We start from the raw sequence: 24,361 nt of genomic DNA on the forward strand, positions 1-24,361 counted from the left end.
ATTCGCCGTCAGTCGGCGAGTTGCACCTCGGGAACCCTGTGGTCTGACAATGCCGACGTGTCGATCCCCAACCGCCCCAGTGCTTTCCGCAGTTCCTGGATCTGCGGATCGGCCTCGCCCCGCGACCAGCGAAGGCGCCATACACCGCGCAGGTCGTCGCAGGCGGTGCTGGTGATGTGCACTCGACTGTCCGGGTCGTCATACCAATCGACCGGGACCTCGTGGATCCGCAGCCGACAGCGCTCGGCGAGCACCAGCAGCTCGGTGTCGAAGAACCACGTCTCATCCTCGACGAGTGGCAACAGCGCCCGGGCGACGTCGCTGCGTATCGCCTTGAAGCCGCACTGGGCATCGGTGAATCCGGTGCGCAACGACCACCGCAGGATGAAGTTGTAGCTGCGAGAGATGAATTCGCGCTTCGGACCCCGCACCACGTGCGACCCGCGAGCCAACCGAGACCCGATGGCGACATCGGAATGACCGGACAACAGCGGCGCCACGAGCGGGAACAGCCCGCCGAGATCGGTGGACAGGTCGACGTCCATGTAGGCAAGCACGAGGGCGTCCGAAGCGAGCCAGGCGTGCTTGAGGGCCAGCCCACGCCCCTTGCGATCCATCACCTGCACCCGCACCTCGGCCAGCCTCGACGCCAACCGGCGAGCCACCAGCAGCGTGCCGTCGGTCGAGGCACTGTCGGCGATGGTGATGCGGAACGGGTAGGGAAACTCCGCATGCAGCAGGTGCCACACGGTGTCGACGCTCGCTTCGAGGATGTGCTGTTCGTTGTGCACCGGGATGACGACATCGAGCACCACCTGCGGTGATCCTGCGTGGTCCCGGGTCAGCGAATCATTGTCTTCCGGAATGGTTTTCATCATCCGTTTCCTTGTCAGCCGTTCGACGACGAGCCGGAGGTGCTGGTCGGTTGGGTCAGGTCGTAGAAGGTCGATCCCCCGATCGTCACCTTCTTGTAGTGCGCCGCGACCCAGGTGGAGATCTGTTGCGCGACGTTCGAGCCACCCGACTGGCCGCCACCTCCGACGCCACCGGCGACGAAGTAGTGGATCTTGCCGGACGCCACATAACTCTTGAACTGCGCGAGGGTCGGCGACGGATCGCTCCCATTGAAACCACCGATCGGCATCACCGGCTGACCGGTCGCGAGCTGCAGCCCTGCGGCATTGTTGCTGCCGATCGCGGCGGCAACCCAGGTGTAGCTGCCGGCGTTCGACTGGAGCGCACTGACGATCGCCGTGCTCGGCGTGCTGGCGTCCAGCAGGCCGCCCATGCCACCGCCGGTGGTCCCGCGACCGGTGGTCGTGCCCTGCCCGGTCGCTGCACCCTGTCCGGCCGCCGTGCCCTGTCCGCCACGAGCGGCTCCGGTGGTTCCCTGCCCGGGCATGCCCCCGCGAGTTCCAGTGGTGCCACCGGGCGGCGTGCCGCCCATGCCGCCACCGCCAGGTGCCCCACCTCCACCGAACCCACCGCTACCGGCAGGTCCAGCGGTCGGGATCGAGCCGGTGTGGGCCGAGTTCACCGTGCTCCAGGTGTATGCCGCCGGCCCGGCCAGACCGGCCGCGATCGCTCCCGTGAGAACCAGTGGAATCGCCTTGCGGTGCAACCAGTTCAGCGCCAACAGCAAGAATGCTGCCGCCATACCGACCGCGAGAATCGAGCCGCGCAACCAGTCGCCGTACGCAGTGACCCGGGTGAGCAGGATGAAGGACCAGGTCGCTGCCGCTGCAGTCGCCACGGCCAGCGTGATCGATCCGATCGCGTCGTGTCTACGGTCCCACGCCTCCTTCGCACCCATGCCGACCACCGCGGCGATCGCCGGAGCGAGGGCGACCGTGTAGTACTGATGGAAGATGCCGGCCATGAAGGAGAAGGTCAGCCCGGTCACGAGCAACCAACCGCCCCAGACGAGGTAGGCCGCCCGCCGACCGTCCGTGCGGGGCCGCCGACCACGGAGGGCGACGCCGACACCGAGCAGGATCAGCGCGGTCGGCAGCAGCCAGGAGATCTGACTCCCGACCTCGGAGCCGAACATCCGGGTGATGCCGGTGACGCCCCACATGCCACCGCCGTTGCCGCCGCCGGGCCCGCCACCACCACCGACCGAACCGGTCTCGTTACCGCTCAACCGGCCGAAGCCGTTGTAGCCGAAAGTGAGGTTCCAGAACGAATTGTCCTGGCTGCCACCGATGTAGGGGCGCGCACTGGCGGGCACCAGTTGCACGATCAGCACCCACCACCCACCGGCGACGACCATCGCGCCGAGGCCGGCAAGCAGCCCGATGATCCGGCGGCGGAGGCTGGTGCGCGCCGCGACGAGATACGCGATCCCGAAGAACGGTATGACGAGGAAGACCTGGAACGTCTTGGTCAGGAACCCGAAGCCGAGGAACACGCCGACCAGTGCCATCCACCGGACGGAGCCCTTCTCGATGGCCCGCTGGGTTCCCCAGGCGCCGAGCGTCATCAACAGGACGAGCAACGCGTCGGGGTTGTTGAAGCGGAACATCAACGCTGCCACCGGAGTCAGGGCGAGCACCGCTCCGGAGAGCAGGCCGGCGCCGGCACCGAAATGCCGCCGAACCATCGAGTAGACCAAGCCGACGGTGGCCACGCCCATCAGGACTTCCGGCATCAACATTGCGAACGAGTTGAGTCCGAAGATCCGGACGGAGAGAGCCATCATCCACAGCGCGGCCGGCGGCTTGTCGACCGTGATGGAGTTCGCGGCGTCCGAGGAGCCGAAGAAGAATGCCTCCCAATTGACCGAACCGGCCTGTGCTGCAGCGGAATAGAACGAGTTCGCCCAACCGCTCGCAGTCAGGTTGTAGAAGTAGAGGACGGCCGTTGCGACGAGCAGGCCGAACATCGCCGGCCGGGCCCACGCCGGGTCGTGCGGATGTCCCCGCCACAGGTGCGCGAGTCGGCCGCCGCCCGCAGCAGCACCGGGGCGCGTGGCGTCGCCCGGGCTTTCCCTACGGACAGCCTGATCTGAGGTCCGCAAGTGTGCGGTCGCTGAATCCATGAGATGAACCGTGCCGACCACGTTTATGGCAATCCTGTGGAGGTCACCTGGTCCGCCCGTGAACGGTCAGGCGATGTTCAGGCTTTGCCAGGATTCGCAGCGGCGCCGCAAAGGACGGGCACAGCCGTCCGCGCAATCTTCGTGTCCGACAACGCATCTCGGCACGAAGGACGCATAACCATGACGCAAGAGAACCCAGGACTCCCCACGCCGCCGGACCCCCGGCACGACACGACCGCTCCGGTCCTGCGGCAGCCGCGTTGGTCCGGCAAGAAGACCGCCGTGGTCGCCGCACTCGCCATCGGACTGTCCTCGGCGGGTGCGATCACCGCATCGGCAGCTGTCGCCAGCGGCACCGGTGGCGGCGACGGACGGTTCGGCGGTGGCATGCGCAACATGCGGACCTTCGAAGGCGGATTCGGTTCCCAGCAAGGCAACGGGACGACGGGATCCTCTGGTACGACTGGCAATTCACAACAGAACGGTTCGAAGAGCAACGCACCGGGCGGCTCCGTCCCGGGTGGTGCACCCAACGGGGCGCCCGGCTCGGGCGGGCGGCCGGGCTCCCGATCCTGATCAGCCGGTGGCCGTCAGCGCCGCCATCGCGTCGAGACGCTCCCGGGCGATCTCGGACATGCTGCGTTCTTCTCCACTCGAGATCCATTGCTGGAAGGACAGGTGGAAGATCGTCACGCCCGTCTCCGCCGCCAGTGTCGCTGTCGGGTCGGCGATGCCGCGCCGGAGGAGCAACTCACCGAGCCGAACCTTCAGCGTCGCCAGCTTTGCCAACTCACGCTCCTTCAGGGCAGGCTCCGCGTCGATGATCGACGCACGCACTCGAGCGAACGCCCGGCGCTCGTCCGGGAAGAACTCGCCCGCGGCAGCCAGCGAGCGGGTGATGAGTTCGTATGCCGCCGTGCCCGCCGGTGCCGTCTCGATCGGGTCGGTGAACAACTGCAGGAAGTCGTCCTGGCCGGCGAAGAGCACTTCCCGCTTGTCCGCGAAGTGCCGGAAGAAGGTCCGCTCGGTCAGCTCGGCAGTACGGGCTATCTCGGCAACGGTCGTCTGCTCGAATCCCTGATCCGCGAAGAGCCGCAGGGCGACCTCCTGCAGTCGCTCCCGTGCTCCCGGTTGCCATCGCGCCATACCGACGATCCTACTGATGACAGTCACTGACATCCAGGTGTACGGTGAGTGATGTCAGTCAGTGACATCACTGATTTCCCCGCTTTCCGGAAGGACACACCATGCGCGTATTCGTCACCGGAGCCACCGGCTGGATCGGCTCCGCAACCGTCGACGACCTGCTGCAGGCCGGACACCGCGTCACCGGCCTCGCCCGCTCGGACTCATCCGCAGCGCAACTGGAGTCGAAAGGTGCCGCGGTCCTACGTGGCGACCTGGACGATCTCGACTCCATCCGCAAGGGTGCCGATGACGCAGAGGGCGTCATACACCTTGCGAACAAACACGATTGGACGAACCCGGCCAACTCGAACGCTGCCGAACGGGCTTCGATCGAGGCCATCGGAGAGGTGCTGGCCGGCAGCGACCGGCCCTTCGTCTTCGCTTCGGGCGTGGCCGGCCTGGCCGCCGACCGACCCGCGACCGAGGACGACGCCAGCCCCCATGTCGGCCCGGACTCGCTGCGCGGTGGCGGGGAGAACCGTGCGCTCGACTTCGTCGATCAGGGGGTCCGCGCCATTGCCGCCCGGTTCGCCCCGACCGTCCACGGTGTCGGCGACCACGGTTTCATCGCGCTCATCGTTGCCGCGGCACGCAAGGCCGGCGTCTCGGGCTATGTCGGCGACGGCAGCAACAGCTGGGCTGCGGTCGCCCGCAGTGACGCTGCCCGCCTGGTACGGCTCGGACTCGAGAACGCCCCGGCCGGAGCACGGCTGCACGCCACGGGTGAGACCGGCGTCCCGACGAAGGCCATCGCCGAGGCGATCGGCGCCGGACTCGGACTGCCCGTGACATCGATCGACCCGGACGACGCCATCGAGCACTTCGGTTTCATCGGCGGCTTCTTCGGTATGCCGGGCGCGGCGTCATCCGACGCCACTCGGGCCATGCTCGGGTGGGAGCCCACCGGTCCGACGCTGCTCGAGGACATCGCGGCAGGCGCGTACTTCGAGGCCTGAGTCGGTATCGAGACGCGCGGTTTCGATACGCTCCGCCGCTCCGCTCCCCCGCTACTCAACCCGCTTTATTCGACCCGCGTAATGGCCGTGATGGCGTCCGCGATCGGGGTGGCGCCGTTGTTGAACTGCACGAACGCGCCGACGGAGTTCTCGGCCGGGAGCAGTGCCGCGACGACGGCCGCGACATCGGCCCGCGAGACCGATCCGGACGCCAGGTCGTCGCCGTCCTGACCCTTGACCTCGATGCGCCCGGTCGGCTCGTCGTCGGTGAGCCGGCTGGGTGCGGCGATGGTCCACTTGAGGCCGGTGCCGCGCAGGTATTCGTCGGCAGCGGCCTTCGCTTCGGCATACGCGAAGAACGAATTGTCCTCGGGCACACCGTGATCCGTCGACGCGCCGAAGTAGGACACCATGATGTAGCGCTCGATGCCGAGCTCGGCGGTGGCGTTCATGCTGCGGATGGCGGCGTCGCGGTCGACGGCGTAGGTGCGTGCCGGACTGCCACCGCCTGCACCGGCCGACCACACCACGGCATCGACCCCGCTGAGGAGGTCGGAGAGGGAGGGGACGTCGAGGTTCTCGACGTCGGCCACGACCGGTGTCGCGCCGGTCGCGGCGACCTCGGATGCGTGGTCCTCGTTGCGGAACAGGGATCGCACCTGATGCCCCTGCTCCACCAGCTGCTTCGCGAGCAACAGGGCGACCTTCCCGTGCCCACCGATGATGGCGACCGAGCTCATGCCGGACCTCACTTCCTCTTCGCGCCGAGGGCCTGCAGCTTCTCGACGATCTTCGGTGTCGCTGTCTTGCCGGTGCCGACCTGCTTGCCGGCGGCCTTCATCGCCCGGTCGTAGACGGGACGCGCGTAGCGCTTGGCGGCATACGCGATATGCCCGTCACGGTCGGTCAGGATGATGTGCTTGCCGGCTTTCATACCCGAGAATGCAACGGCGGCAACCTGATCCGCCGACCTGGGCGCCTTGTTGATCATGTCGACACCGTTGGCCTCCATGTCGACGTCCTTGCCGCCGAACGACGAGGCGAGATTGGTGCGGAAGAACGACGGGCAGATCACCGACACGTCGATGTTGTATGGCGCGAGCTCCGACCGCAGCGTCTCGCTGATCGCGACGACGCCCGCCTTTACCGCGTTGTATGACGCCATCGCAGGTGCGTGGACCAGCCCGGCGAGCGAGGCGGTGTTGACGATCTGCCCACCGGCCTGCTGCTTCATCATCGGCACGAAGGTGTGGCAACCGCGGGCGACGCCGATCAGGTTGATGTCGGTGATGCGGCGCCATTCGTCCATGTCGGCGACGTCGATCCGGCCGCCCGCCGCGATGCCGGCATTGTTGATCAGCAGGTCGAGCCCGCCGTAGTTGCCCTCGACCCAGTTGCGCGCGTTGTCCCAGTCCTCGTCGCGGCTGACGTCCAGCCGCAGGTAGTCCACGCCGTCCGGCAGCGAGCCCTCCGGCGCGATCTCGTGCACGTCGCCGACGAGCACGCGCGCGCCGTCGGCGACCAGCAGCTTGACCAGGGCCTGGCCCAGGCCGGAACAGCCTCCGGTGACGAGGCACCGCGCTGCGGCATACGACCGGGTGGGCTTGGTGGAGAGAATGCGCATAACGCCACCCTAGACATTCCTACTGTCAGGTAACCAGCTTCGGGGTCACTCCAGGAGTGCCCGGATGTCGTCCGGCGTGATGGCGCCGCCGACGCCGCCGTCCCCGTCGACGACCTTCTCGAACAGCTCGCGCTTGCGCTCCTGCAGCGCGACGACCTTCTCCTCGATGGTGCCGGCGCTGACCAGGCGGTAGACCATCACCGGTTTGTCCTGCCCGATGCGATGCGCCCGGTCGATCGCCTGCGCCTCGGTGGCGGGGTTCCACCACGGGTCGAGCACGAAGACGTAGTCGGCCTCGGTCAGCGTGAGCCCGACGCCGCCGGCCTTGAGTGAGATCAGGAATGCCGGGTCGTCGCCGGTCTTGAAGCCGTCGATCACCTTCTGCCGATCGCGGGTTCGCCCGTCGAGGTATGACGAGGACAGCCCGGCCTTGTCGAGCGCGTCCCGGGCGAGCCCCAGGAACGACGTGAACTGGCTGAAGACGAGCGCCCGGTGTCCTTCCGCGGCGAGTTCGCCGATCTGCTCGACGAGGAGGGTGATCTTCGCGGAGTTGTCGGCGACGCCCGGGATGTCGTCGACCAGCCGCGGGTCGAGCGCCAACTGCCGCAGCCGGGTGAGGGCGGCCAGGATCGCGACGCGGTTGCCGTCCGGGTCCTCGAGCAGGCCCAGCACCCGCTGGCGTTCGCGTTGCAGGTGCCGGTCGTAGGTCTGCCGATGCTTGGCGCCCAGCTCCACGGCCTGCACCTGGACCTGCTTGGGCGGGAGGTCGCTCGCCACCTGCTCCTTGGTGCGACGCAGCATCAACGGCCGGATCCGGCGCCGCAGCTGGTCCAACAGCTCCGGTGCCTCACCGCGCTCGATCGGCTTGCGGTAGCGCTGCCCGAACGCCTCGGGGCGCGGGTAGAGGCCGGGGGCGGCGAGCGCGAGCATGGACCAGAGGTCCATCAGGGAGTTCTCCAGCGGGGTGCCCGTGACCGCGAGCGTGAACGGCGCACCGATGCGCTTGGCCGCCTGGAACGTCTTGGAGGCGTGGTTCTTGACCCACTGGGCTTCGTCGAGCACCAAGCCGTTCCAAGCTGTTTCGGCGAACTGATCGGCGTCCAGCCGCAACACGGCGTATGACGTGACGACCACGTGTGCATCGCCGATGGCCTCCCGCACGGTATTGCCCCGCCGCTTGCTGGTCTCGGTGAGCGCGACCACACGCAGGTCCGGCGTGAACCGGGCCGCCTCGCCGACCCAGGTGCCCACGACGGAGCTGGGCGCGACCACGAGCACCGGCACGTCCAGCTCACCCTCCTCGCGGGCACGGGCCAGCAGCGCCAGGGTCTGCAGCGTCTTACCGAGACCCATGTCGTCGGCGAGGATGCCGCCGAGCGCGCAGTCCCACAGGGCGGCGAGCCAGGTGAATCCTTCGAGCTGATAGCTGCGCAGCGTCGCGTGCAGCGACTCCGGCACGGTCGGCGCCGAGAACCGGTCGAGCGCTCGCACCCGCTCCAGCTGGCGGGTCCATCGCTCGCTCTGCTGGTCGACGACGCCGAGTTCTTCCAGCTCCTCCCAGAGGCCGACGTGAAACCGGTTGATCGACAGGCCTTCTCGCTGCTTGTCGGCGATCTCACGCGCCTCCGCGATGAGGCGCTCGAGCTGGATCAACTCCGGGCGGTCCAGCGAGAACCACGTGCCGGAGGCCAGCAGCATCGCGTCGTCCTCGCGTGCCAGTGCCGCGAAGAGCTCGGCGAACGGCACCTCCTCGCCGTCGATCGTCACGGTGACATGCAGGTCGAGCCAGTCGTTGTCCTCGGAATCGGCGGCGCCGATCGTGATCAGCGGCGCGACCGTGCTCTCCTCGAAGGTCGGCAGCTCGCCGTCGACGACGATCTCGATGTCGTCGTTGTCGGACAGCTCGTCCATCGCCTCCGCGAACCGGACCGCCGGCCAGCCGCGGAGGATGCTGTCGGACACCGGCCACCAGCCGAGCCCGCCGATCAGCTCCATCAGGCCCAGCTCTCGCAGCGCCGGGTCGATCCGGCCGACCAGCTCGTGCTCGCCGACGCGGTCGCGAGTGCGGTCGTAGACGTCGAGGGCGACCGGCTTGGGATGCTTGCCGGCATACAGCATCCGGGCGGTGACCTGGATCGCCTGCGACTCCGGCGAACTGACGACCAGCCGCAGGCGCAGCGGGTCGGGCACGGTGATCCCGTCGCTGGAGACCAGCCGCAGTTGGCGGGTCAGTCGCGGGTAGTAGAGATCGCGGAACTCCTCGGCGTCCTCCGGCGGCACGGTGAGCGGACCATCGAGCAGCAGCGCCCGCGTCGCCGGGCTGAGTGCGGTCTCGAGCTGTGCGAGCGTGATGCTGCCGTCGTGTCCGACCATTGCGAGCCCGTGGCCGGGGTCGCCGAACAGCACGATCTCACCGGGAGGGGCGCTGAGCCCGACGACGTTCGCGGTGCCGAGCAGGGACCCGTCGTCCTGCTCACCGAAGTCGGCGGCCACCTGCAGCGGGTCGGGCAGCAGCCGGATCTGCTCACGGCTGGTGTATGCCGGCAGCAGCTCCACACCGGTCGCGATGCAGTCCCGCAGGGCCGACCAGACGCCGGCTCCGGCCTCGTCGAGGTGCAGCTCCGAGGGCGCCAGGGCGTATTGGTGGGTGCGACCGACGATGACGTCGCGCAGCGCACTGATCGCGTCGGCCTGCGCGAGGTTGAAGCGTCGTCGCACCCGGTTGAGCGCGATCTCGTCCCAGGACGACGTCTTGGACCAGTTCCTGGTCTTGGTGAGGTGCGCGGGCCGGACCGACACCCGGGTCACCCGCCGCCTGCCGCGCAGTTCCTTGCTCGCCTCGACCCGCAGCCCGAGGCGGACCCCGTCATCGGTGTGATCGACCGGCGGATCCTCCAACTGCTCCTGCACGAACCTGCGCCACGCGGGCAGCTCCGGTGCGCTGCCACCGAGATGGTCACGCGCGGTCAACAGGGTCGCGGCGACGTGTTTGCACTCGGTCGCGACCGGACAGGAGCACCGCGAGTGCCAGTCGGGCAGCCCGTCGCGGTCCTCGACCCGCGTGATCATCACCGTGTAGGGGCGGGCCCGGTTGCCCTCGACCGTGGCCAGGAGCAAGCGGCCCTGGTCGCCGGTGTTGATCGTCTGCACCCGCTCGGAGTCGACATACAGCTCGGCGCGGGCAAGCGTCAGCTCGCCCAACCTCGCCGCGAGCTGCTCGGGCCCGACGCGCCGCACCCACTCGGCGCCTCTCAGCTGATGCTCGGGCGGGTTGATCACGCTTCGACGGTAGCCGCCGGGGCCGACACTGGCGAACACCACGTCAGCCCCTGTGTATGACGCACCGCCGGGGCCCGGGATGTGGGCGGTCGACAGCTGTCAGTAGGGGCTGCGGATGCTGCGACGCGGGTACGAATCCTGGACTCGACTTCACGAAAGCACCCTGTCCGACGAATACTCGGACCATGCGTCGGATTCAGAGCATCGTCGGACTTGGCCTGGCGATCATCGTCCTGGCGGGGGTTCTCGGGCTCTGGCTGTGGGGCAAGCCCCGTGAGACGGTTGCCCGCCCCGACGCGACCACGTCACCGGCCGGCGTCGTCCGAACCTTCGCCACGGCGCTGAACGACCGCGACTACTCCGCCGCCAAGGCAGTGGTCGTCGGCGACCGCGTCGGCGTCGACGCGGGATGGTGGAGCCTGCACGGTCCCCGGGTGGAGGATTTGCGCATCCTCCGGACCGGACCGGTCACCACCGGCGCCCAGTGCGAGGCGCGGGAGGCGACCAAGTGGAAGAAGTGCGTCCAGGTCGACACCTCGGCGACCTTCCGGCACGTGAAGGGCATGACCAAGGGCGGTAAGCCCGACCACGAGGCCTGGTCCTATTACCTGGTACGGAACAACGGCTCCGAGAGCTGGCGGATCCTCGACTGGGGCAAGGGGTGAGCCGGCGGGGTCTCGATACACCCTCCCCCGCTCCGCTCCTCCGGCCACTCGACCAGCTTTGGCTACTTCTTCGGGACGTTGCGGTCCAGCTCACGCAGCCAGACGTCCGCGTTGCCGTCGCTGGGCGCCCGCCAGTCGCCGCGAGGTGACAGTGCGCCGCCGGCGACGACCTTCGGGCCGTTGGGCAGTGCGGACCGCTTGAACTGGCTGAAACCGAAGAACCGCTTGATGAAGAGTTCCAGCCAGTCGTGGATCTCGGCGAGCGAGTACGCGTTCCGGCGGTCGTCCGGGTAGCCCGGCGGCCATTCGCCCGAGTCCGCGTCGTGCCAGCCGTGCCAGGCCAGGAAGGCGATGCGGCTCGGTCGCATGCCGTGCCGCAGTGTGTGGAACAGGTTGAAGTCCTGCAGCGCGTAGGGGCCGATCGTGTCCTCGGTGGACTGCGGCTTCTCATCCGCGCCGGCCGGCACCAGCTCGGGACTGATCTCGGCGTCGAGGATGGTCTGGAGCGTGCGCGATGCCGCCTCGTCGAAGTGGCCGTCGCCGATGACCCACCGGATCAGGTGCTGGATCAGCGTCTTCGGGATGCCGGCGTTGACGTTGTAGTGCGACATCTGGTCGCCGACGCCATACGTGCACCAGCCGAGCGCGAGTTCGGACAGGTCCCCCGTGCCGAGGACGATGCCGTTCTCCTTGTTGGCGATTCGGAAGAGGTAGTCGTAGCGCAGGCCGGCCTGGACGTTCTCGAACGTCACGTCGTAGACCGGCTCCCCGTCTCCGGCGGGGTGCCCCATGTCCTTCAGCATCTGGGTCGCGGCAGGGCGAATGTCCAGCTCCTGGAACGAAACTCCCATGGCCTGCGCCAGGTCTGTCGCGGCCGACTTGCTCGCGCTGCCGGTCGCGAAACCCGGCATCGTGTAGGCGAGTATGTCGGTGCGCGGCCGCCCCAGCTCGTCCATGGCGCGCGCCGCGACGAGCAGGGCGTGCGTCGAGTCGAGACCGCCGGAGACACCGATGACGATCTTGGGCCCGCCGATCGCGGTCAGCCGCTGCTTCAACGCGGTCACCTGGATCGTGTAGGCCTCGAAGCAGTCCTGCGCCAGGTGCTGCGCGTCGTCCGGGACGAACGGGAAACGCTGGATCTTGCGGAGCAGACCGATGTCGTCCCGTGGCGGGTCGAGCAGGAAGTCGATGGTGCGGAATGCACTGGCCTCGTTGAAGGTTCGTGCGTTGTCGGCCAGCGAACCGTCCCGCAGCCGCTCCTGCCGGATGCGGTCCAGATCGACGTCGACGACGGTGCGCGCTGCGGCGCTCGGGAAGCGCTCGCCCTGGCCGAGCAGGCTTCCGCACTCGTGCACCATCGTCTGGCCGTCCCACGAGAGGTCGGTGGTCGACTCGCCATACCCCGAGGCGGCATAGACGTATGCCGCAAGGCATCTCGAGCTCTGCGCCTTCGTCAGCGACCGGCGCTCGGCGGCGCGTCCGACGGTGATGGGGCTGCCGGAAATGTTGACCAGGACGTTCGCACCGGCGAGCGCCGCGACCGAGGACGGCGGGATCGGCACCCACATGTCCTCGCACACCTCGACGTGCACGGCGAGCGAGGGCAGGTCCTGCGCAGCGAAGATCAGATCCGGGCCGAACGGCACGGTCGCGCCACCGACCGTGATCGACTCCCCGCGCTGGTCGTCGCCGGGTGCGAAGTAGCGCTTGTCGTAGAACTCCCGGTAGTTGGGCAGGTAGCTCTTCGGCGCCACGCCGAGCACGACGCCGCGATGCATCACGACGGCGCAGTTGTAGAGCCGCAGTCCCTTCCGCAGCGGAGCACCGACGATCACCATGGGTAGCAGATCCGCTGTCGCTGCTGCGATTTCACCGAGCGCGGCCTCGACGTCCTCGAGCACGGCATCCTGCAGGACCAGGTCGTCGATCGCGTATCCGGTCAGGCTCATCTCCGGAAACGCTGCCACCGCAACCGCGTCCGCGGCGCACGCACGCACCTGCTCGATGATCGTCGCGGCGTTGGCCCGTGGGTCGGCGATCGCGGTCGGGACGGTGCACGCCGCAACGCGCGCGAAGCCCTGGTCGTATGCCGAGAAGAAGTTCATGTCAGCCAGTGTCTCAGCCGGACCGGAATACCTGTCGGTCCAGGCCACACGACACTTCGGGGCAGCCCGAAACGACGTGCTGCGATGATTCTCGGTGTGACGATTCCGCCGTGGTCCCGTGTCGCCGCCGGAATGTTCGTGGTGGGCTGGGGCGCCAACCAATTCACTCCGCTACTGCTGGTCTACCGCGCCACCGACCACTTCTCGCAGACGCTGGTCACGGCGATGTTCGCGGCATACGCGCTGGGGCTGATCCCGGCGCTGCTCGTGTCGGCCGAACTGGGCAGCCGCTTCGGGCACCGCGCCGTGCTGCGGCCGGTGATGATCCTGGCCGGCCTGTCATCGCTGCTGCTCGCCGTGGGTGAGTCGTCGCCGACGCTGCTGTTCATCGGGCGGGTTCTGTACGGCGTGTGTACCGGAGCCGCGATGGCGCCCGGCACCACCTGGGTCAAGGAGCTGTCCGCCGGTGAACCCGCAGGCACGGGAGCGCGACGAGCGGCGATCGCGCTGTCGGCCGGATTCGGCCTCGGGCCACTGGTTGCCGGGCTTCTCGCGCAGTGGCTGCCCGGTCCGAAGGTGCTGCCGTACATCGTGCACATCGCCCTCACCATCGCGGCCGGACTGCTGGTGTGGAACGCGCCGACGACACACGTGCCGCGCAGCGAACGCCCGGCCCCTTCGCGCGAGCAAGCGGTCCGGCATCACACGTTGAGCGGCCACTTCTGGGGCCGCGTCGCACCCATGGCGCCCTGGGTGTTCACCGCCGCCAGTGTCAGCCTGGTGATCCTCCCCTCCCTCATCCGCGGCCAGACCGCATCATTCTCAGTCGCTTTCGCCGGGATCCTCTCCGGCCTGACACTCGGGGTGGGCGTCCTCGTGCAGTCGCCGGCCCGCGCACTGGAGACCCGGCGACCCGGACTCGTCAGCGTGCTCGGGATGGCCGCCGCCCTGGTCGGCGTGTTGCTCACGGCCGCGGTCGTCACGCACCGGTCGATGCCCATCGTCCTCGTCGCGGCCGTCGTGCTCGGCGCCGGCTACGGACTCACCCTGGTCGGAGGCCTCACCCGCATCGAGCACAGCGCACCGGGCACCGAACTCGCGATGACCAACGCCGTGTTCTATTCGCTGACCTACCTCGGGTTCTTCGTCCCGACGATCGTCTCGATGCTCAGTGCGCACATCTCGGAGACAGCCGTCCTGCTCGGTCTCGTCGCCCTGGCCGCGGCGAGCCTGATCGCCGCCACCCTTTCGCAGCGCGCGGCACGCGTCGCCGCTGCCGATTAGAGTCGGGTCATGCGAGTCGAGACCCTGCAGGACCCGGAGGGCGTGCTCGCCATACCCGAGAAGCATTGTGGGACAGGCATTCTCACGATCGGCGGATCGAGTGGGCGGGTCGACGATGCGCGGGCTCGGCTCCTGGCGGAGCAGGGTGTTCTGGCGATGTCGATCCGGTGGTTCGGCGGACCGGGTCAGCCGAGCGGCCCACGGCTGGTGCCGCTCGAGACGTTCACCCGGGCGCTGGACCGGCTCGCACCGGCGTGCGACCGGTTGGTCATCGCGGGTATGTCGTTCGGTGCGGAGGCGGCGTTGCTTGTTGCGTCATACGACGAAAGGGTCAACGGCTGCATCGGATTCGCACCCAGTCCCTACGCATGGAGCTTCATCGACCCGGACGGTTCCCAGGTCTCGCACTGGTCGTATGGCGGCGAACCTCTGCCCGCCATACCGTTCGACACGACGTGGCGGCCCGACACCGATCCTCCGGCATACGTGGGGATGTATCAGCAGAGTCTGCGCGTCGCGGACCCGGAAACCGTTGCCAGCGCGACGATCCCGGTCGAACGCATCGGTGACCTGCTGCTCGTGGCTGGCGGTGACGATCAGGTCTGGCCCTCGGTCGACTTCGCGCAGCAGATCGTCGCACGCCGCCGGGAGCACGGACTCGAGACCGAGCTCTGCACGCTGCCGGCAGCGGGTCACCGCACGATGCTGCCCGGCGAGGAGCCGGTGGTCGCGGGTCAGTCGATGCGCCGCGGCGGCACCGACGACACCAACCGGGAGCTGGGCCTGCTCGCCTGGCCGGCGGTGCGCCACCTGCTGCGCACCCCCTGATTGAGCGGCTAGCGGCGGGCCTGGAAGACCGGCGTCTCGCGCTTGAGGCCGGCGACGCGAGCGATCTGGGAGTTCTTGCCCAGCAGCAGTTTCGTCTGCTCCCACCGCTCGCGGGCGAAGGTACGCCGCGGGGAGGACCGCCAGGTCGTGTCGAAGAGTCGCTTGGCCGCGACCAGTGCGTCCGGCGACCGCTGCTGCAGCGACTCGGCGAGCTCGCGCGCCGCGCCATACGGCTGGTCGTGCACCTGACCGACCAGCCCGAGCCGGCCGGCTTCCTCGCCGGAGAAGACCTCGGCCGTCATCGTCAGTCGCTTCGCCGTCTCGATGCTGACGAGCTCGGAAAGGGCGCGAACGCCGGACATGTCCGGTATGAGTCCCCATTTACCTTCCAGCACAGACCATTTCGCGTCCGGGGCGGTGACTCGCAGGTCGGCTCCGAGGGCGATCTGCAGCCCACCGCCGTAGCAATGGCCGTGGACCGCGGCGATCACCGGCACCGGCACGCGCCGCCACGCCCAGCACGCCTCCTGGAAGACGTTGGTCCCCCGCCACGGCCGGGGCAGCATGCCGAGCGGCAGCTGCTTCGGATCGGCGGTGACGGTCTTGAAGTCGAGGCCCGCGCAGAACGAGTCGCCCGTGCCGGAGAGGATGACGGCCCGGACGTCCCGGTCACCGCGCAGTCGCCGCGCGGCCGAGGCGAGATCGCGCAGCATCGGCAGGGTCAGGCCGTTCAGCTTCTCCGGGCGGTCCAGCCGGACATCCGCGATGCCGTCGGCAACGGTCACGTCGATGTTACTCATGGGTAGAGCCTAGACGTCGGAGTCAGGAGTCGGCCGCGAGGCGTTCCAGCTGCGCCTCCTGCCACCGATACGCACCCGCCTCGTAGGCGACGACCGTCACGAACGGCGCCGCCATGATCAGCAGCAGGCTGATCGAGATCGGTGCCCCGGTCACGGCGAGTACGACGGCGACAGCCAGCAGGACGAAGGTGACGACCGCGTTGATCAGGTGCAGCGGATCCAGCCGACCGATGAAGACGTCGTGCAGCGCATAGATCGCGGCGAGGTAGATCGCGACCGGCACCGTCAGCAGGATGACCGCGGTCGCCTCGCTCAGTTCCGACTCGTGCTCCAGGTAGAGGCCGAGGATGTGCAGCCCGGCACCCGTGCCGGCGATCGCCATGAAGACGAGCACGTGCCCGTAACCGAAGAGATAGCCGTATGTCGGCCGGTGTTCGAGGAAGGCGCCGAACGGCATCATGAAGTAGACCCACCAGAGGCCGAAGGTGAGACCGACGCCGGTGATGACGACCGCGATGGCGTTCCAACTCCAGTGGTCCCCCGCTTCTCCACCGAGCAGTCCCTGCGACGAACCGATGGTGCCGACGATGCCCTCGCCGAGGGTGATGATCGCCAGCAGGCTGTAGCGCTCGGCGATGTGCCGGGGATGCCACGGCGTGCCGTTGGCGCCGCCTTGCGCCAGCACCGGGATCAGCAACTCGCAGATGCCGAGGCAGACTCCGATCACGACGGTCAGCGACAGCGGCATCGGGACGAATCCGAAGACGACCCAACCGGTTTGCACCAGCAGCATCCACCGGATGTTGCGCAGGGCGACCAGCCGGTAGTCGGCGGACTGGCGCGCGGCCCGCCACCATTGCGCGGCGAGCGGCACGCGCATCACGACATACCCGATCACCATCAACCGGGTGTCGACATGGTGTCCCTCGTCGATCGAGTGGAACATCGGCGCGAGCCCGAGCGCGAAGATCACGACACCGACCATCGTGAGCATCGTCAGGATCCGGTAGAGCCAGTCGTCGGTGTCGAACGACGACGCGAACCAGGTGAAGCTGATCCACGCGACGCAGATGGCGAACATCGCGAAGAGGAACGCGAGGACGCCCTTGGCGATGTGTCCTTCCGCGGCCATCTCGGCGAAGCGTGCTGCCGACGTGCCGACCGCGACCACGAAGATCAGGTCGAAGAGGAGTTCGAGCGGCGTGGACGCCCGCTCACCTTCCCCTGGGTCGCGCCCGCGCATCGGAGTGAGCCGACGTTTGAATTCGGAAGGCGACGGGCTGCTGCTCATACCCGACCCCTCGTCCCTCGGGTGCGGGTATTCGCCCTGGTGCCTTCTGGTCGCTCGCTCCGCTCGCTCATGCCCGGCATCCTCGCAGCAGGGCCGTGCCCTTCGGGCTCAGGACGCGTCGATGGCGACCGGCTGGCCGTTCTCCCAGGCGTATGGCGTCATCTCGGCGAGCCCCGGCGAGTAGGCGTGGATGGTGATCGCGACGTCGTCGCCCACGTTGGTGAGGTTGTGCGCGGTCCGCGGCGCGATCGCGATCTCGTCGCCGACAGTGAGGTCGCGCCAGTGTTCCGAGCCGCCCTTCCACAGGCGGTCGATCAGCTCGCCCTGGACGACGACCATGGCGCCGGCCGCAGCGCCGTGGTCGTGCCAGTCGGTGGTGGCACCCGACGGCCAGGTCATCAACCACACCTCGAGGTGCGGATTCTTGGTCAGCTGGTGGCGCTGTCGCTCGGCGCTGGTGCGACTGCTCGCAATCGTGAGATCGGCGTCGTGCGCGAAAAGCCGTGCCACACGGGCGAGTTGGTCACTGGTGAAATCCCGGATGCCGGGCGAAGCGGTCGTCATCGAAGTCTCCGTGAAAAATGGCGGGAGCGCCCTGGGCGCTGCGGTCTGCGGGGTGAGTCGGGCGTTCGATCGGCTCAATAGCGGCAGACATGCCACGTCGCCATACGACGCCGGTCGGCGAGTCGCATGGGAGGCGTGACGTGCGAAGACATGCCTCCAGCAGAACATGGGCGCTCGGCATTCGCCAAACACAATTCGCGTCGTCTCGTATGACGAGACTTGAGTATCGCTATTCGGACGAGGTGCAGGGCACGATCGGAAGGATCCTGGCCGCCCGGTCGTTGGGTGGGATGAGCGGCGTCATACCTGCCGCAGACCGCCACCGTCGATCAAGGAGTTCACCACGATGGCAACCAAGACCCTCACGACCGACACCTTCGCCGACGAGGTCCAGTCCGACGGCATCGTGCTGGTGGACTTCTGGGCGGACTGGTGTGGCCCGTGCAAGATGTTCGCGCCGATCTTCGAGGACGCCTCCAACGAGCACCCGGACCTCACGTTCGGCAAGGTGGACACCGACGCCGAGCCGGCGCTGAGCCAGGCCCTGCAGATCACCTCGATCCCGACACTGATGATCTTCCGCGACGGCATCCGGGTCTTCGCCCAGGCCGGCGCGCTGCCGGGTCCGGAGCTGACGTCGCTCATCGACCAGGCGCGCAAGCTGCCGATGGACGAGGTCCGGGCCCAGATCGCGGAGGAGGAGGCCAAGCAGCAGGGCGGCGAGAAGGGCACGCAGGCCGAGTAGCCCGCCCCGGGTCTCGAGACGCCGCTCGTACCTCACGGCTCCTCGACCAGCGTGAGTCAACGCACTATGCCGAATGACGGCTTCTTCGGCGAGTGACGGTCGTATTGCACCGTCACTCGGCGAGGGAGCCGTCATTCGTCGTCTGGTCAGACCTCGGCTCCGCCGGGATTGCAGCGGGTGTCGTACATCTGCTGGGCGGACACGACCGGCCGCCAAGGTTCGAGATTCCAACTGGGCTTGTTGGGCTCGGCCAGCCGAGCGAAGACCCAGTGGCATTCGAATTGTGCTCGCATTCCTGGGGTTCCGGCGCCGGGCGCCTTACGCAAGACCTCGCGCCACGCTTCACCCTCGGCCGAGTCACCGGTGACGGTGCGGCCGTTCGCGGTCGGGTAGATCTGCAGGCTGCGTCCGCTCGGCAGACTGACCCACACCACCCTGCTGATGTATGGCGGTGGCGCGCTCACCGGTTCGGACGAACTCGTAAACGGCGCAGTGGTTTTCGTAGCAGAGGGACCTCGAGACGTTCCTCCGCTGCGCTCCCCCACTCCTCGGCCACCTTGTGAGGATGAGTTGTCCGAGTGCATGGTCGGCCCGTCGCTGCCGGAACTCGTCCCACACGCGGCGACGGCACCGAGCAACAGCACCGTCATACCGGCGACGCGGACCCGAGACATGCCGCCATCCTCTCAGCAGCCGGACCCAACCCTCGACCGTCGAAGGTCAGGAACGTGGCGGCGCGGTGAGCACCCGCAGCGAACCGTGCTGCGCGATCTCGGTGAAGCCATCGGCGAGCGCGGACTGCACGACGTGCCAGGGAGCTTGGCCACCGTCGGCGGGGTCGGGGAAGACGTCGTGCACCAGCAGCACCCCGCCGGGAACGAGATGCCGGGCGAACGCACGGTAGTCGTGCTGCGCCGTCTTCTCGGTGTGGTTGCCGTCCAGGAAGAGCAGCTCGATCGGCGAATTCCACCAGCCCGCAACGACTTCGGTCTTCGCGACGACCGCCGAGCAGACATCGGACAAGGCGTCGAGCACGGGCCGGAAGTGCGGCAGTGTGTCCAGCAGTCCACTGCGCGGGTCGACCATCGAGCTGTCGTGCCACTCCCAGCCCGGTTGGTTCTCCTCCGAGCCGTGGTGGTGGTCGACGGTCACCAGTCGCACGCCGACCGCGCGAGCCGCGGCTCCGAGCAACAGCGTCGACTTGCCGCAGTAGGTGCCGATCTCCAGCCAGGTGCCGGCGCGGGCACCCAGCGCGACGTCATACAGCGCATTGCCCTCGTCGACCGGCATGAAACCCGTTGTCGCAGCCACGGTTTCGGCGAGTTCCGGCGGAACGGGCATCAGCCGACCGCCTCATCGCGCGCCAACGGAGCAGGTTCGACCGACTCGTCGCCGGGCCAGCCGGCATCGCGCCACAGCCCCGCGCCTGCCGTCGTCTGCGTCACGACGTCGGCCGCCAACAGCACCGCACCGGCGGTCCACGAGGTCTGCTCCCGCGGCCAGAGCACCATGTCCGGCAGGTTGCGACCCGTCCAGTAGCCGCCGGTCTCGCTGTCCCGCAGGCCCTGCAGGTCGTCCAGCACGGCCACGGCGCGATCGGTGTCACCCATCGCATCCAATGCGGCCACCAGCTCCGCGGACTCGGCCGAGGTCACCCAGGGCTGATCGTTAACGCAGCGCGCACCGTGGCCCGCTCGGACGAAGTCGGACCAGCCGTTGTCGATCCGCTCGACCGCTGCCGACCCGCGAATGGCGCCGGCGAGCACCGGGTAGTACCAGTCCATCGAGAAGCGGGATCGATCCGCGAACGAGTCGGGGCGTTCGCGCAACGCCTCGGCCAACCGGTTCCCGGCCCAGCGCCACCGCGGTCGGTCGTGCCCGAGGGTCGCCGCGATCAGGCAGGCGCACTCGATCGACTGCAGGGCACTCGCGCTGCCGGTCAGCAGGGCGAAGTCCGCGACGCCGCCGTCGGTGCCGACGGCCCAGCCGAGCTCGCCGCCCGGATGCTGGGCGCGGATGACGAAGTTGATCGCCGCCTCGACGGTCGGCCACAGCCGCGCCAGGCCGTCGGTGCGACCGGTGACCAGGTAGTAGTGCCACAAACCGACTGCGAAATAGGCGCACTGGTTGGTGTCGGAGCCCGCGTCCTCGACACCGTTGTCGCGCAGCACCATCGGCCACGAACCGTCCTTGCGCTGGTTCGCGGCGGACCATTCGAGCGCCCGCCAGGCCGCCGACCAGTGCCCGGCGACGGTCAGTCCCATGGCCGCTTCGATGTGGTCCCAGGGGTCGAGGTGGCTGCCGTCATACCACGGGATCGAGCCGTCGGCGCGTTGCTGACGAAGCACGAACTGCGCTGTGGCAGAACATTGTTCGGCAGTCATCACGCCAGGCACCGACAGTGCACCGACGCGCCCGACCGGTCGCTGCACCCCCATTACGCGGCGATCTCCGGCTTGCGGAGGTAGACCACGAAGCTCTTCCCGGCCACGGGGTTCAGGGCGTTCTCGGCGGCACGGGTGACGAACGGTGCCTTCATCATGTCCCACACCAGCAGCCGGTGATAGGCCTTGACCGCGGGGTTGTCGTTGTTGTCGGGGCCGACGGCGCACTTCAGCCACCAGTACGGCGCGTGCAGGGCGTGCGCGTGATGCTGCTTGTATGGCGCCAGGCCCGCTCGCTCCAGGCGCTCCACCAGCTCCGACGCCCGGTAGATGCGGATGTGACCGCCCTCCACCTCGTGGTAGGAGTCCGACAGCTTCCAGCAGACCTTCTCCGGCCAGGAGCGTGGCACCGAGACCGCGACCAGCCCGCCCGGCTTCACGACGCGGAAGATCTCGGCCATCACGGCTTCGTCCTCGTGCACGTGCTCGAGGATCTCCGAGGCGATGACCCGGTCGAAACTGTTGTCCTCGAAGGGCATCGAGCGAGCGTCACCGTGCAGCACGGTCCCTGACGCACCCTCCGGAACCTCACCCTCGAGCTCCATCGCGCCGAACATGGTCTTGATGTCGGCCAGATCCGACTCGGACTGGTCGAACGCGGTCAGCACGGCACCACGGCGCAACGCCTCGAACGAATGCCGGCCCTGACCCGCGCCGACGTCGAGCACGCTCATCCCGGGTGCGACCGGGAACGCCGACTCGAAGTCCATCGTGATCATCGTGCTGACTCCTTGGTTCTCGTGGCCTCCGGCGGCGCGGACACGGTGGTGTCCGCAGCGATCACCTCGGCATAGACATCGGCGGTTGCCTGCGCAACCGCGCGCCAACTGTAAGTCGCGACCGCTCGGTCCCGACCGGCCGCACCCATCCGTGCGGCTTCGGCCGGTGACGCCAACACCTCGGCGATCGCCGTACCCAACGCACCCGCGTCACCAGCGGGCACCAGCCGGCCCACACCGTCGGCGAGCAGCTCGGGAAGTGCGCCGACTGCGGACGCCACGAGCGGCGTGCCACTCGCCATCGCCTCGATCGCGGGGATCGAGAAGCCTTCGTACCGGGACGGGATGACCTGCAGCGACGCGGAGGCGATCAGCGTTGCGAGTTCCTCGTCGGTCAGCCCGCTGCGGAAGGTCACCCGGTCCACCAGGCCGGCATCGGCGAGCCGTTTGCCGGTCGACTCGCTCGGGGTGCCGACGACGACGAGTTCGCTCCAGGCGTCCCGCGGCAGCTCGGCGAGGGCGTCGACCAGCACCGCCATACCCTTCAGCGGGACGTCGGCGCTCATGATCGACACGATCCGGCCGGGCACCCGCGGCTCGGGGCGCGGCCGGAAGCGGTCGACGTCGACACCGACCGGCACGATCCGCATCCGGTCGCGCGGCACGCCGAAGTCGGTGGCGATGTCCTGCGCCGACACCTGGGACACGGTGAGGATGTGCCTGCTGCGCCGGGCGACCCGACCCTGCATCTGCACGAAGCCGTACCACCGGCGCTTGGTGACGCGACCCCAGCCGGTCGCCGCCTCCAGCTCGAGACGACGATCCCGGCTGATCGGATGATGGATGGTCGTCAGCAACGGCAGACCGCGGCGCTCCAGCGCCAGCAGGCCCGGCGCCAGTGTCTGGTTGTCGTGCAGGATGTCGAAGTCGTCCAACCGGTCCTTGAGCAGCCGGGACAACCGCATACCGAATGTCCGCGGCTCCGGAAAGCCCGCGGTGCACATCGTGGCGAACTCGAATACGTCTATCGCAGAACGGAATTCGCTGCGAGCAGGGCGCCGGAACGGGTCGTCGGCCCGGTAGAGGTCCAGGCTCGGCACCGGAGTCAGGCGGACGCCAGGGTCGAGCACCGGGTAGGGCTGGCCGCTGAAGACCTCGACCTCGTGCCCGAGCGCCACCAGCTCGCGGGACAGGTTGCGTACGTAGACGCCCTGCCCGCCGGAGTGCTCCTTGCTGCGGTATGACGCGAGCGCGATCCGCATAGGTCTAGGCGACGCTCGGCTGAGCGGCGGCGTGCAGGTCGTCGTTCGGCGACCGGGTCTCGCCGGGGCGCACGAAGGTCATGGCGTCGGTGATATCGGCCCGTCGGGCGTCGCGACGGTCCGAGAAGTAGTTCTGCCGCAGGAACCACGGTTTGCGGTCGCCCTGCTTCGGCAGCGTCGCGATCGAACGCTGGATGTACCCGGCGGCGAGGTCCAGCGCCGGCGACGCCGGCATCTCCTGCTCCACGGTCGGGTAGCCGTAGGCGTACCCGCCGGACCGCACATGGTTGACGAACCGGCAGAAGAACTGCGCCGACAGGTCGGCCCGCAGCGTCCACGACGCGTTGGTGTAGCCGATGCAGACCGCCGCGTTCGGCACGCCCTCGAGCATCAGGCCCTGGTAGATGTAGCGCTGTCCCGGGTCGCACTCCTGCCCGTCGACGCTCAGCGTGGCGCCACCGGCCAACTGCACGTTCAGTCCGGTCGCGGTGACGATGATGTCGGACGGGATCGACACCCCCGATCCGGTGTGTATGGCGCCGTCCTCGACCCGGTCGATCGTGTCGGTGACGACGTCCACGTCGTGTTCCCGGATCGCCTTGAAGAGGTCGGAGTCCGGCACGATGCACAGTCGCTCGTCCCACGGCTTGTAGCGCGGGGTGAAGGCTGCCATGTCGACGCCGCTGTCCTTGATCTGCCGGGCCACCCCGCCGCGGAGGACCTTGGTCGCCGCACCCGGCGCGCGCCGGCAGAACTCGTAGAACCCGACGGCCGTGGCGGCGTTCTTCAGCCGCACGGCGGCATACGCCTGCTTGGCGGGCAGCACCTTGCGCAGCGTCTTCGCGATGACGTCGCGCGACGGCAGGGTGATGACGTAGGTGGGCGAGCGCTGCAGCATCGTCACGTGCGCGCCCTGCCGTGCGAGCGCCGGCACCAGCGTCATCGCGGTCGCGCCGGAACCGATGACGGTGACCTTCTTGCCCTGCACGTCCAGGCCCTCGGTGGGCCAGAACTGCGGGTGGATGACCTGCCCGTCGAAGTCGTCGATGCCGGGGAAATCCGGTCGATAACCCTGCTCGTAGTTGTAGTAGCCCGAGCACAGATAGACGAAGTCGGCCGTGACCTCACGTTGCCCGTCGGGCGTCTGCAGCGTCAATGTCCAGCGGGCATCGGTGCTCGACCAGTCGGCGCGGATCACCTTGGTGGAGTAGACGATCCGCTCGTCGATGCCGTACTTGGCGGCCGTGTCCTTCAGGTACTGCAGGATGTCGGCGCCGTCGGCGATGGACTTCTCTCCGGTCCACGGTTCGAACGGGAAACCGAGGGTGAACATGTCGGAGTCGGACCGGATGCCCGGGTAACGGAACAGGTCCCACGTGCCGCCGAGGCTCTCGCGCGCCTCGAGGATGGCGTAGTCGGTGCCGGGGCACATCGTCTGGATCCGGTAACCGGCGTCGATGCCGGAGAGACCGGCCCCCACGACCAGCACGTCGTAGTGATCCTGCAAGGGCATCGTGTCTCCTCGGCTCGCGATCGGGGTGTGGTCCGAGGGTCCAAGTTACCCGCC

22 protein-coding genes are annotated in these 24,361 nt (G+C 68.4%); 6 read left to right on the plus strand and 16 right to left on the minus strand.

Annotated elements, in window-relative coordinates; all coding sequences use genetic code 11:
• Positions 1-8: 8 nt before the first annotated feature.
• Entirely contained in the window at positions 9-878 is an 870-nt protein-coding gene (locus tag ACZ50J_RS20775) for a dolichyl-phosphate beta-glucosyltransferase (protein WP_464299055.1), read from the minus strand.
• Positions 879-889: 11 nt separating this feature from the next.
• Complete coding sequence (locus ACZ50J_RS20780) at positions 890-3,040, minus strand: ArnT family glycosyltransferase (RefSeq protein WP_464299056.1); 2,151 nt, start codon at positions 3,038-3,040, stop codon at positions 890-892.
• A gap of 180 nt (positions 3,041-3,220) precedes the next feature.
• Here ACZ50J_RS20780 and ACZ50J_RS20785 point away from each other — a divergent pair, with 180 nt between their 5' ends.
• A complete protein-coding gene (locus ACZ50J_RS20785) occupies positions 3,221-3,616 on the plus strand; it encodes a hypothetical protein (protein ID WP_464299057.1) in 396 nt (131 codons plus the stop codon).
• Here ACZ50J_RS20785 and ACZ50J_RS20790 read toward each other — a convergent pair whose 3' ends face one another.
• The gene (locus ACZ50J_RS20790; protein ID WP_464299058.1) at positions 3,617-4,186 is read right to left on the minus strand and encodes a TetR/AcrR family transcriptional regulator; all 570 of its coding nucleotides are present in this window, start codon (positions 4,184-4,186) and stop codon (positions 3,617-3,619) included. It abuts the gene before it with no gap.
• Positions 4,187-4,287: 101 nt separating this feature from the next.
• Between ACZ50J_RS20790 and ACZ50J_RS20795 the strand changes: the two genes are divergently transcribed.
• Positions 4,288-5,184, plus strand: coding sequence for an SDR family oxidoreductase (locus tag ACZ50J_RS20795; protein ID WP_464299059.1), 897 nt, complete (start codon positions 4,288-4,290; stop codon positions 5,182-5,184).
• Between the two features lie 65 nt (positions 5,185-5,249).
• Here ACZ50J_RS20795 and ACZ50J_RS20800 read toward each other — a convergent pair whose 3' ends face one another.
• The 3 genes from ACZ50J_RS20800 to ACZ50J_RS20810 are packed head-to-tail and all read right to left on the minus strand — an operon-like array spanning position 5,250 to position 10,087.
• On the minus strand, positions 5,250-5,924 hold the full coding sequence (locus ACZ50J_RS20800) for an NAD(P)H-binding protein (protein WP_464299060.1): 675 nt from the start codon (positions 5,922-5,924) through the stop codon (positions 5,250-5,252).
• A gap of 8 nt (positions 5,925-5,932) precedes the next feature.
• Positions 5,933-6,808: an SDR family NAD(P)-dependent oxidoreductase gene (locus ACZ50J_RS20805; RefSeq protein ID WP_464299061.1), complete on the minus strand. Its 876-nt coding sequence runs from the start codon at positions 6,806-6,808 to the stop codon at positions 5,933-5,935.
• Positions 6,809-6,853: 45 nt separating this feature from the next.
• A complete protein-coding gene (locus tag ACZ50J_RS20810) occupies positions 6,854-10,087 on the minus strand; it encodes a DEAD/DEAH box helicase (protein ID WP_464299062.1) in 3,234 nt (1,077 codons plus the stop codon).
• 185 nt (positions 10,088-10,272) lie between these two features.
• On the opposite strand from ACZ50J_RS20810, the gene ACZ50J_RS20815 reads away from it, so the two are divergent.
• Positions 10,273-10,752, plus strand: coding sequence for a hypothetical protein (locus ACZ50J_RS20815; protein ID WP_464299063.1), 480 nt, complete (start codon positions 10,273-10,275; stop codon positions 10,750-10,752).
• A 62-nt stretch (positions 10,753-10,814) separates the two neighbouring features.
• Here ACZ50J_RS20815 and ACZ50J_RS20820 read toward each other — a convergent pair whose 3' ends face one another.
• Positions 10,815-12,857: an NAD(+) synthase gene (locus ACZ50J_RS20820; protein ID WP_464299064.1), complete on the minus strand. Its 2,043-nt coding sequence runs from the start codon at positions 12,855-12,857 to the stop codon at positions 10,815-10,817.
• Positions 12,858-12,953: 96 nt separating this feature from the next.
• Here ACZ50J_RS20820 and ACZ50J_RS20825 point away from each other — a divergent pair, with 96 nt between their 5' ends.
• Together ACZ50J_RS20825 and ACZ50J_RS20830 are read left to right on the plus strand one after the other, a co-directional pair.
• Entirely contained in the window at positions 12,954-14,141 is a 1,188-nt protein-coding gene (locus tag ACZ50J_RS20825; protein WP_464299065.1) for an MFS transporter, read from the plus strand.
• A gap of 9 nt (positions 14,142-14,150) precedes the next feature.
• Complete coding sequence (locus tag ACZ50J_RS20830; protein ID WP_464299066.1) at positions 14,151-14,969, plus strand: alpha/beta fold hydrolase; 819 nt, start codon at positions 14,151-14,153, stop codon at positions 14,967-14,969.
• 8 nt (positions 14,970-14,977) lie between these two features.
• Here ACZ50J_RS20830 and ACZ50J_RS20835 read toward each other — a convergent pair whose 3' ends face one another.
• From ACZ50J_RS20835 to ACZ50J_RS20845, 3 genes are all read right to left on the minus strand, one after another.
• Entirely contained in the window at positions 14,978-15,769 is a 792-nt protein-coding gene (locus ACZ50J_RS20835) for a crotonase/enoyl-CoA hydratase family protein (RefSeq protein WP_464299067.1), read from the minus strand.
• A 22-nt stretch (positions 15,770-15,791) separates the two neighbouring features.
• Entirely contained in the window at positions 15,792-17,060 is a 1,269-nt protein-coding gene (locus ACZ50J_RS20840) for a low temperature requirement protein A (protein WP_464299068.1), read from the minus strand.
• Between the two features lie 108 nt (positions 17,061-17,168).
• Entirely contained in the window at positions 17,169-17,624 is a 456-nt protein-coding gene (locus ACZ50J_RS20845; RefSeq protein ID WP_464299069.1) for a cysteine dioxygenase, read from the minus strand.
• 346 nt (positions 17,625-17,970) lie between these two features.
• Between ACZ50J_RS20845 and trxA the strand changes: the two genes are divergently transcribed.
• On the plus strand, positions 17,971-18,369 hold the full coding sequence (trxA, locus tag ACZ50J_RS20850; protein WP_464299070.1) for a thioredoxin: 399 nt from the start codon (positions 17,971-17,973) through the stop codon (positions 18,367-18,369).
• 146 nt (positions 18,370-18,515) lie between these two features.
• Here trxA and ACZ50J_RS20855 read toward each other — a convergent pair whose 3' ends face one another.
• The 6 genes from ACZ50J_RS20855 to ACZ50J_RS20880 are packed head-to-tail and all read right to left on the minus strand — an operon-like array spanning position 18,516 to position 24,307.
• Positions 18,516-19,043 (minus strand): DUF2599 domain-containing protein, encoded by a 528-nt coding sequence (locus tag ACZ50J_RS20855; protein WP_464299071.1) that lies wholly within the window; start codon positions 19,041-19,043, stop codon positions 18,516-18,518.
• Positions 19,044-19,089: 46 nt separating this feature from the next.
• Positions 19,090-19,710: a class I SAM-dependent methyltransferase gene (locus ACZ50J_RS20860; RefSeq protein WP_464299072.1), complete on the minus strand. Its 621-nt coding sequence runs from the start codon at positions 19,708-19,710 to the stop codon at positions 19,090-19,092.
• Positions 19,710-20,753, minus strand: coding sequence for a glucosidase family protein (locus ACZ50J_RS20865; RefSeq protein WP_464299073.1), 1,044 nt, complete (start codon positions 20,751-20,753; stop codon positions 19,710-19,712). Before ACZ50J_RS20865 ends, ACZ50J_RS20860 begins: the two co-directional genes overlap by 1 nt.
• Before the next feature lie 53 nt (positions 20,754-20,806).
• On the minus strand, positions 20,807-21,532 hold the full coding sequence (locus tag ACZ50J_RS20870; protein ID WP_464299074.1) for a class I SAM-dependent methyltransferase: 726 nt from the start codon (positions 21,530-21,532) through the stop codon (positions 20,807-20,809).
• Positions 21,529-22,794, minus strand: a complete 1,266-nt coding sequence (locus tag ACZ50J_RS20875) for a glycosyltransferase family 4 protein (RefSeq protein WP_464299075.1) — start codon at positions 22,792-22,794, stop codon at positions 21,529-21,531. Before ACZ50J_RS20875 ends, ACZ50J_RS20870 begins: the two co-directional genes overlap by 4 nt.
• Before the next feature lie 4 nt (positions 22,795-22,798).
• Positions 22,799-24,307, minus strand: coding sequence for a flavin-containing monooxygenase (locus ACZ50J_RS20880; RefSeq protein ID WP_464299076.1), 1,509 nt, complete (start codon positions 24,305-24,307; stop codon positions 22,799-22,801).
• Between the last annotated feature and the right edge of the window lie 54 nt (positions 24,308-24,361).

The organism is Flexivirga sp. G2 (genome assembly GCF_055397625.1).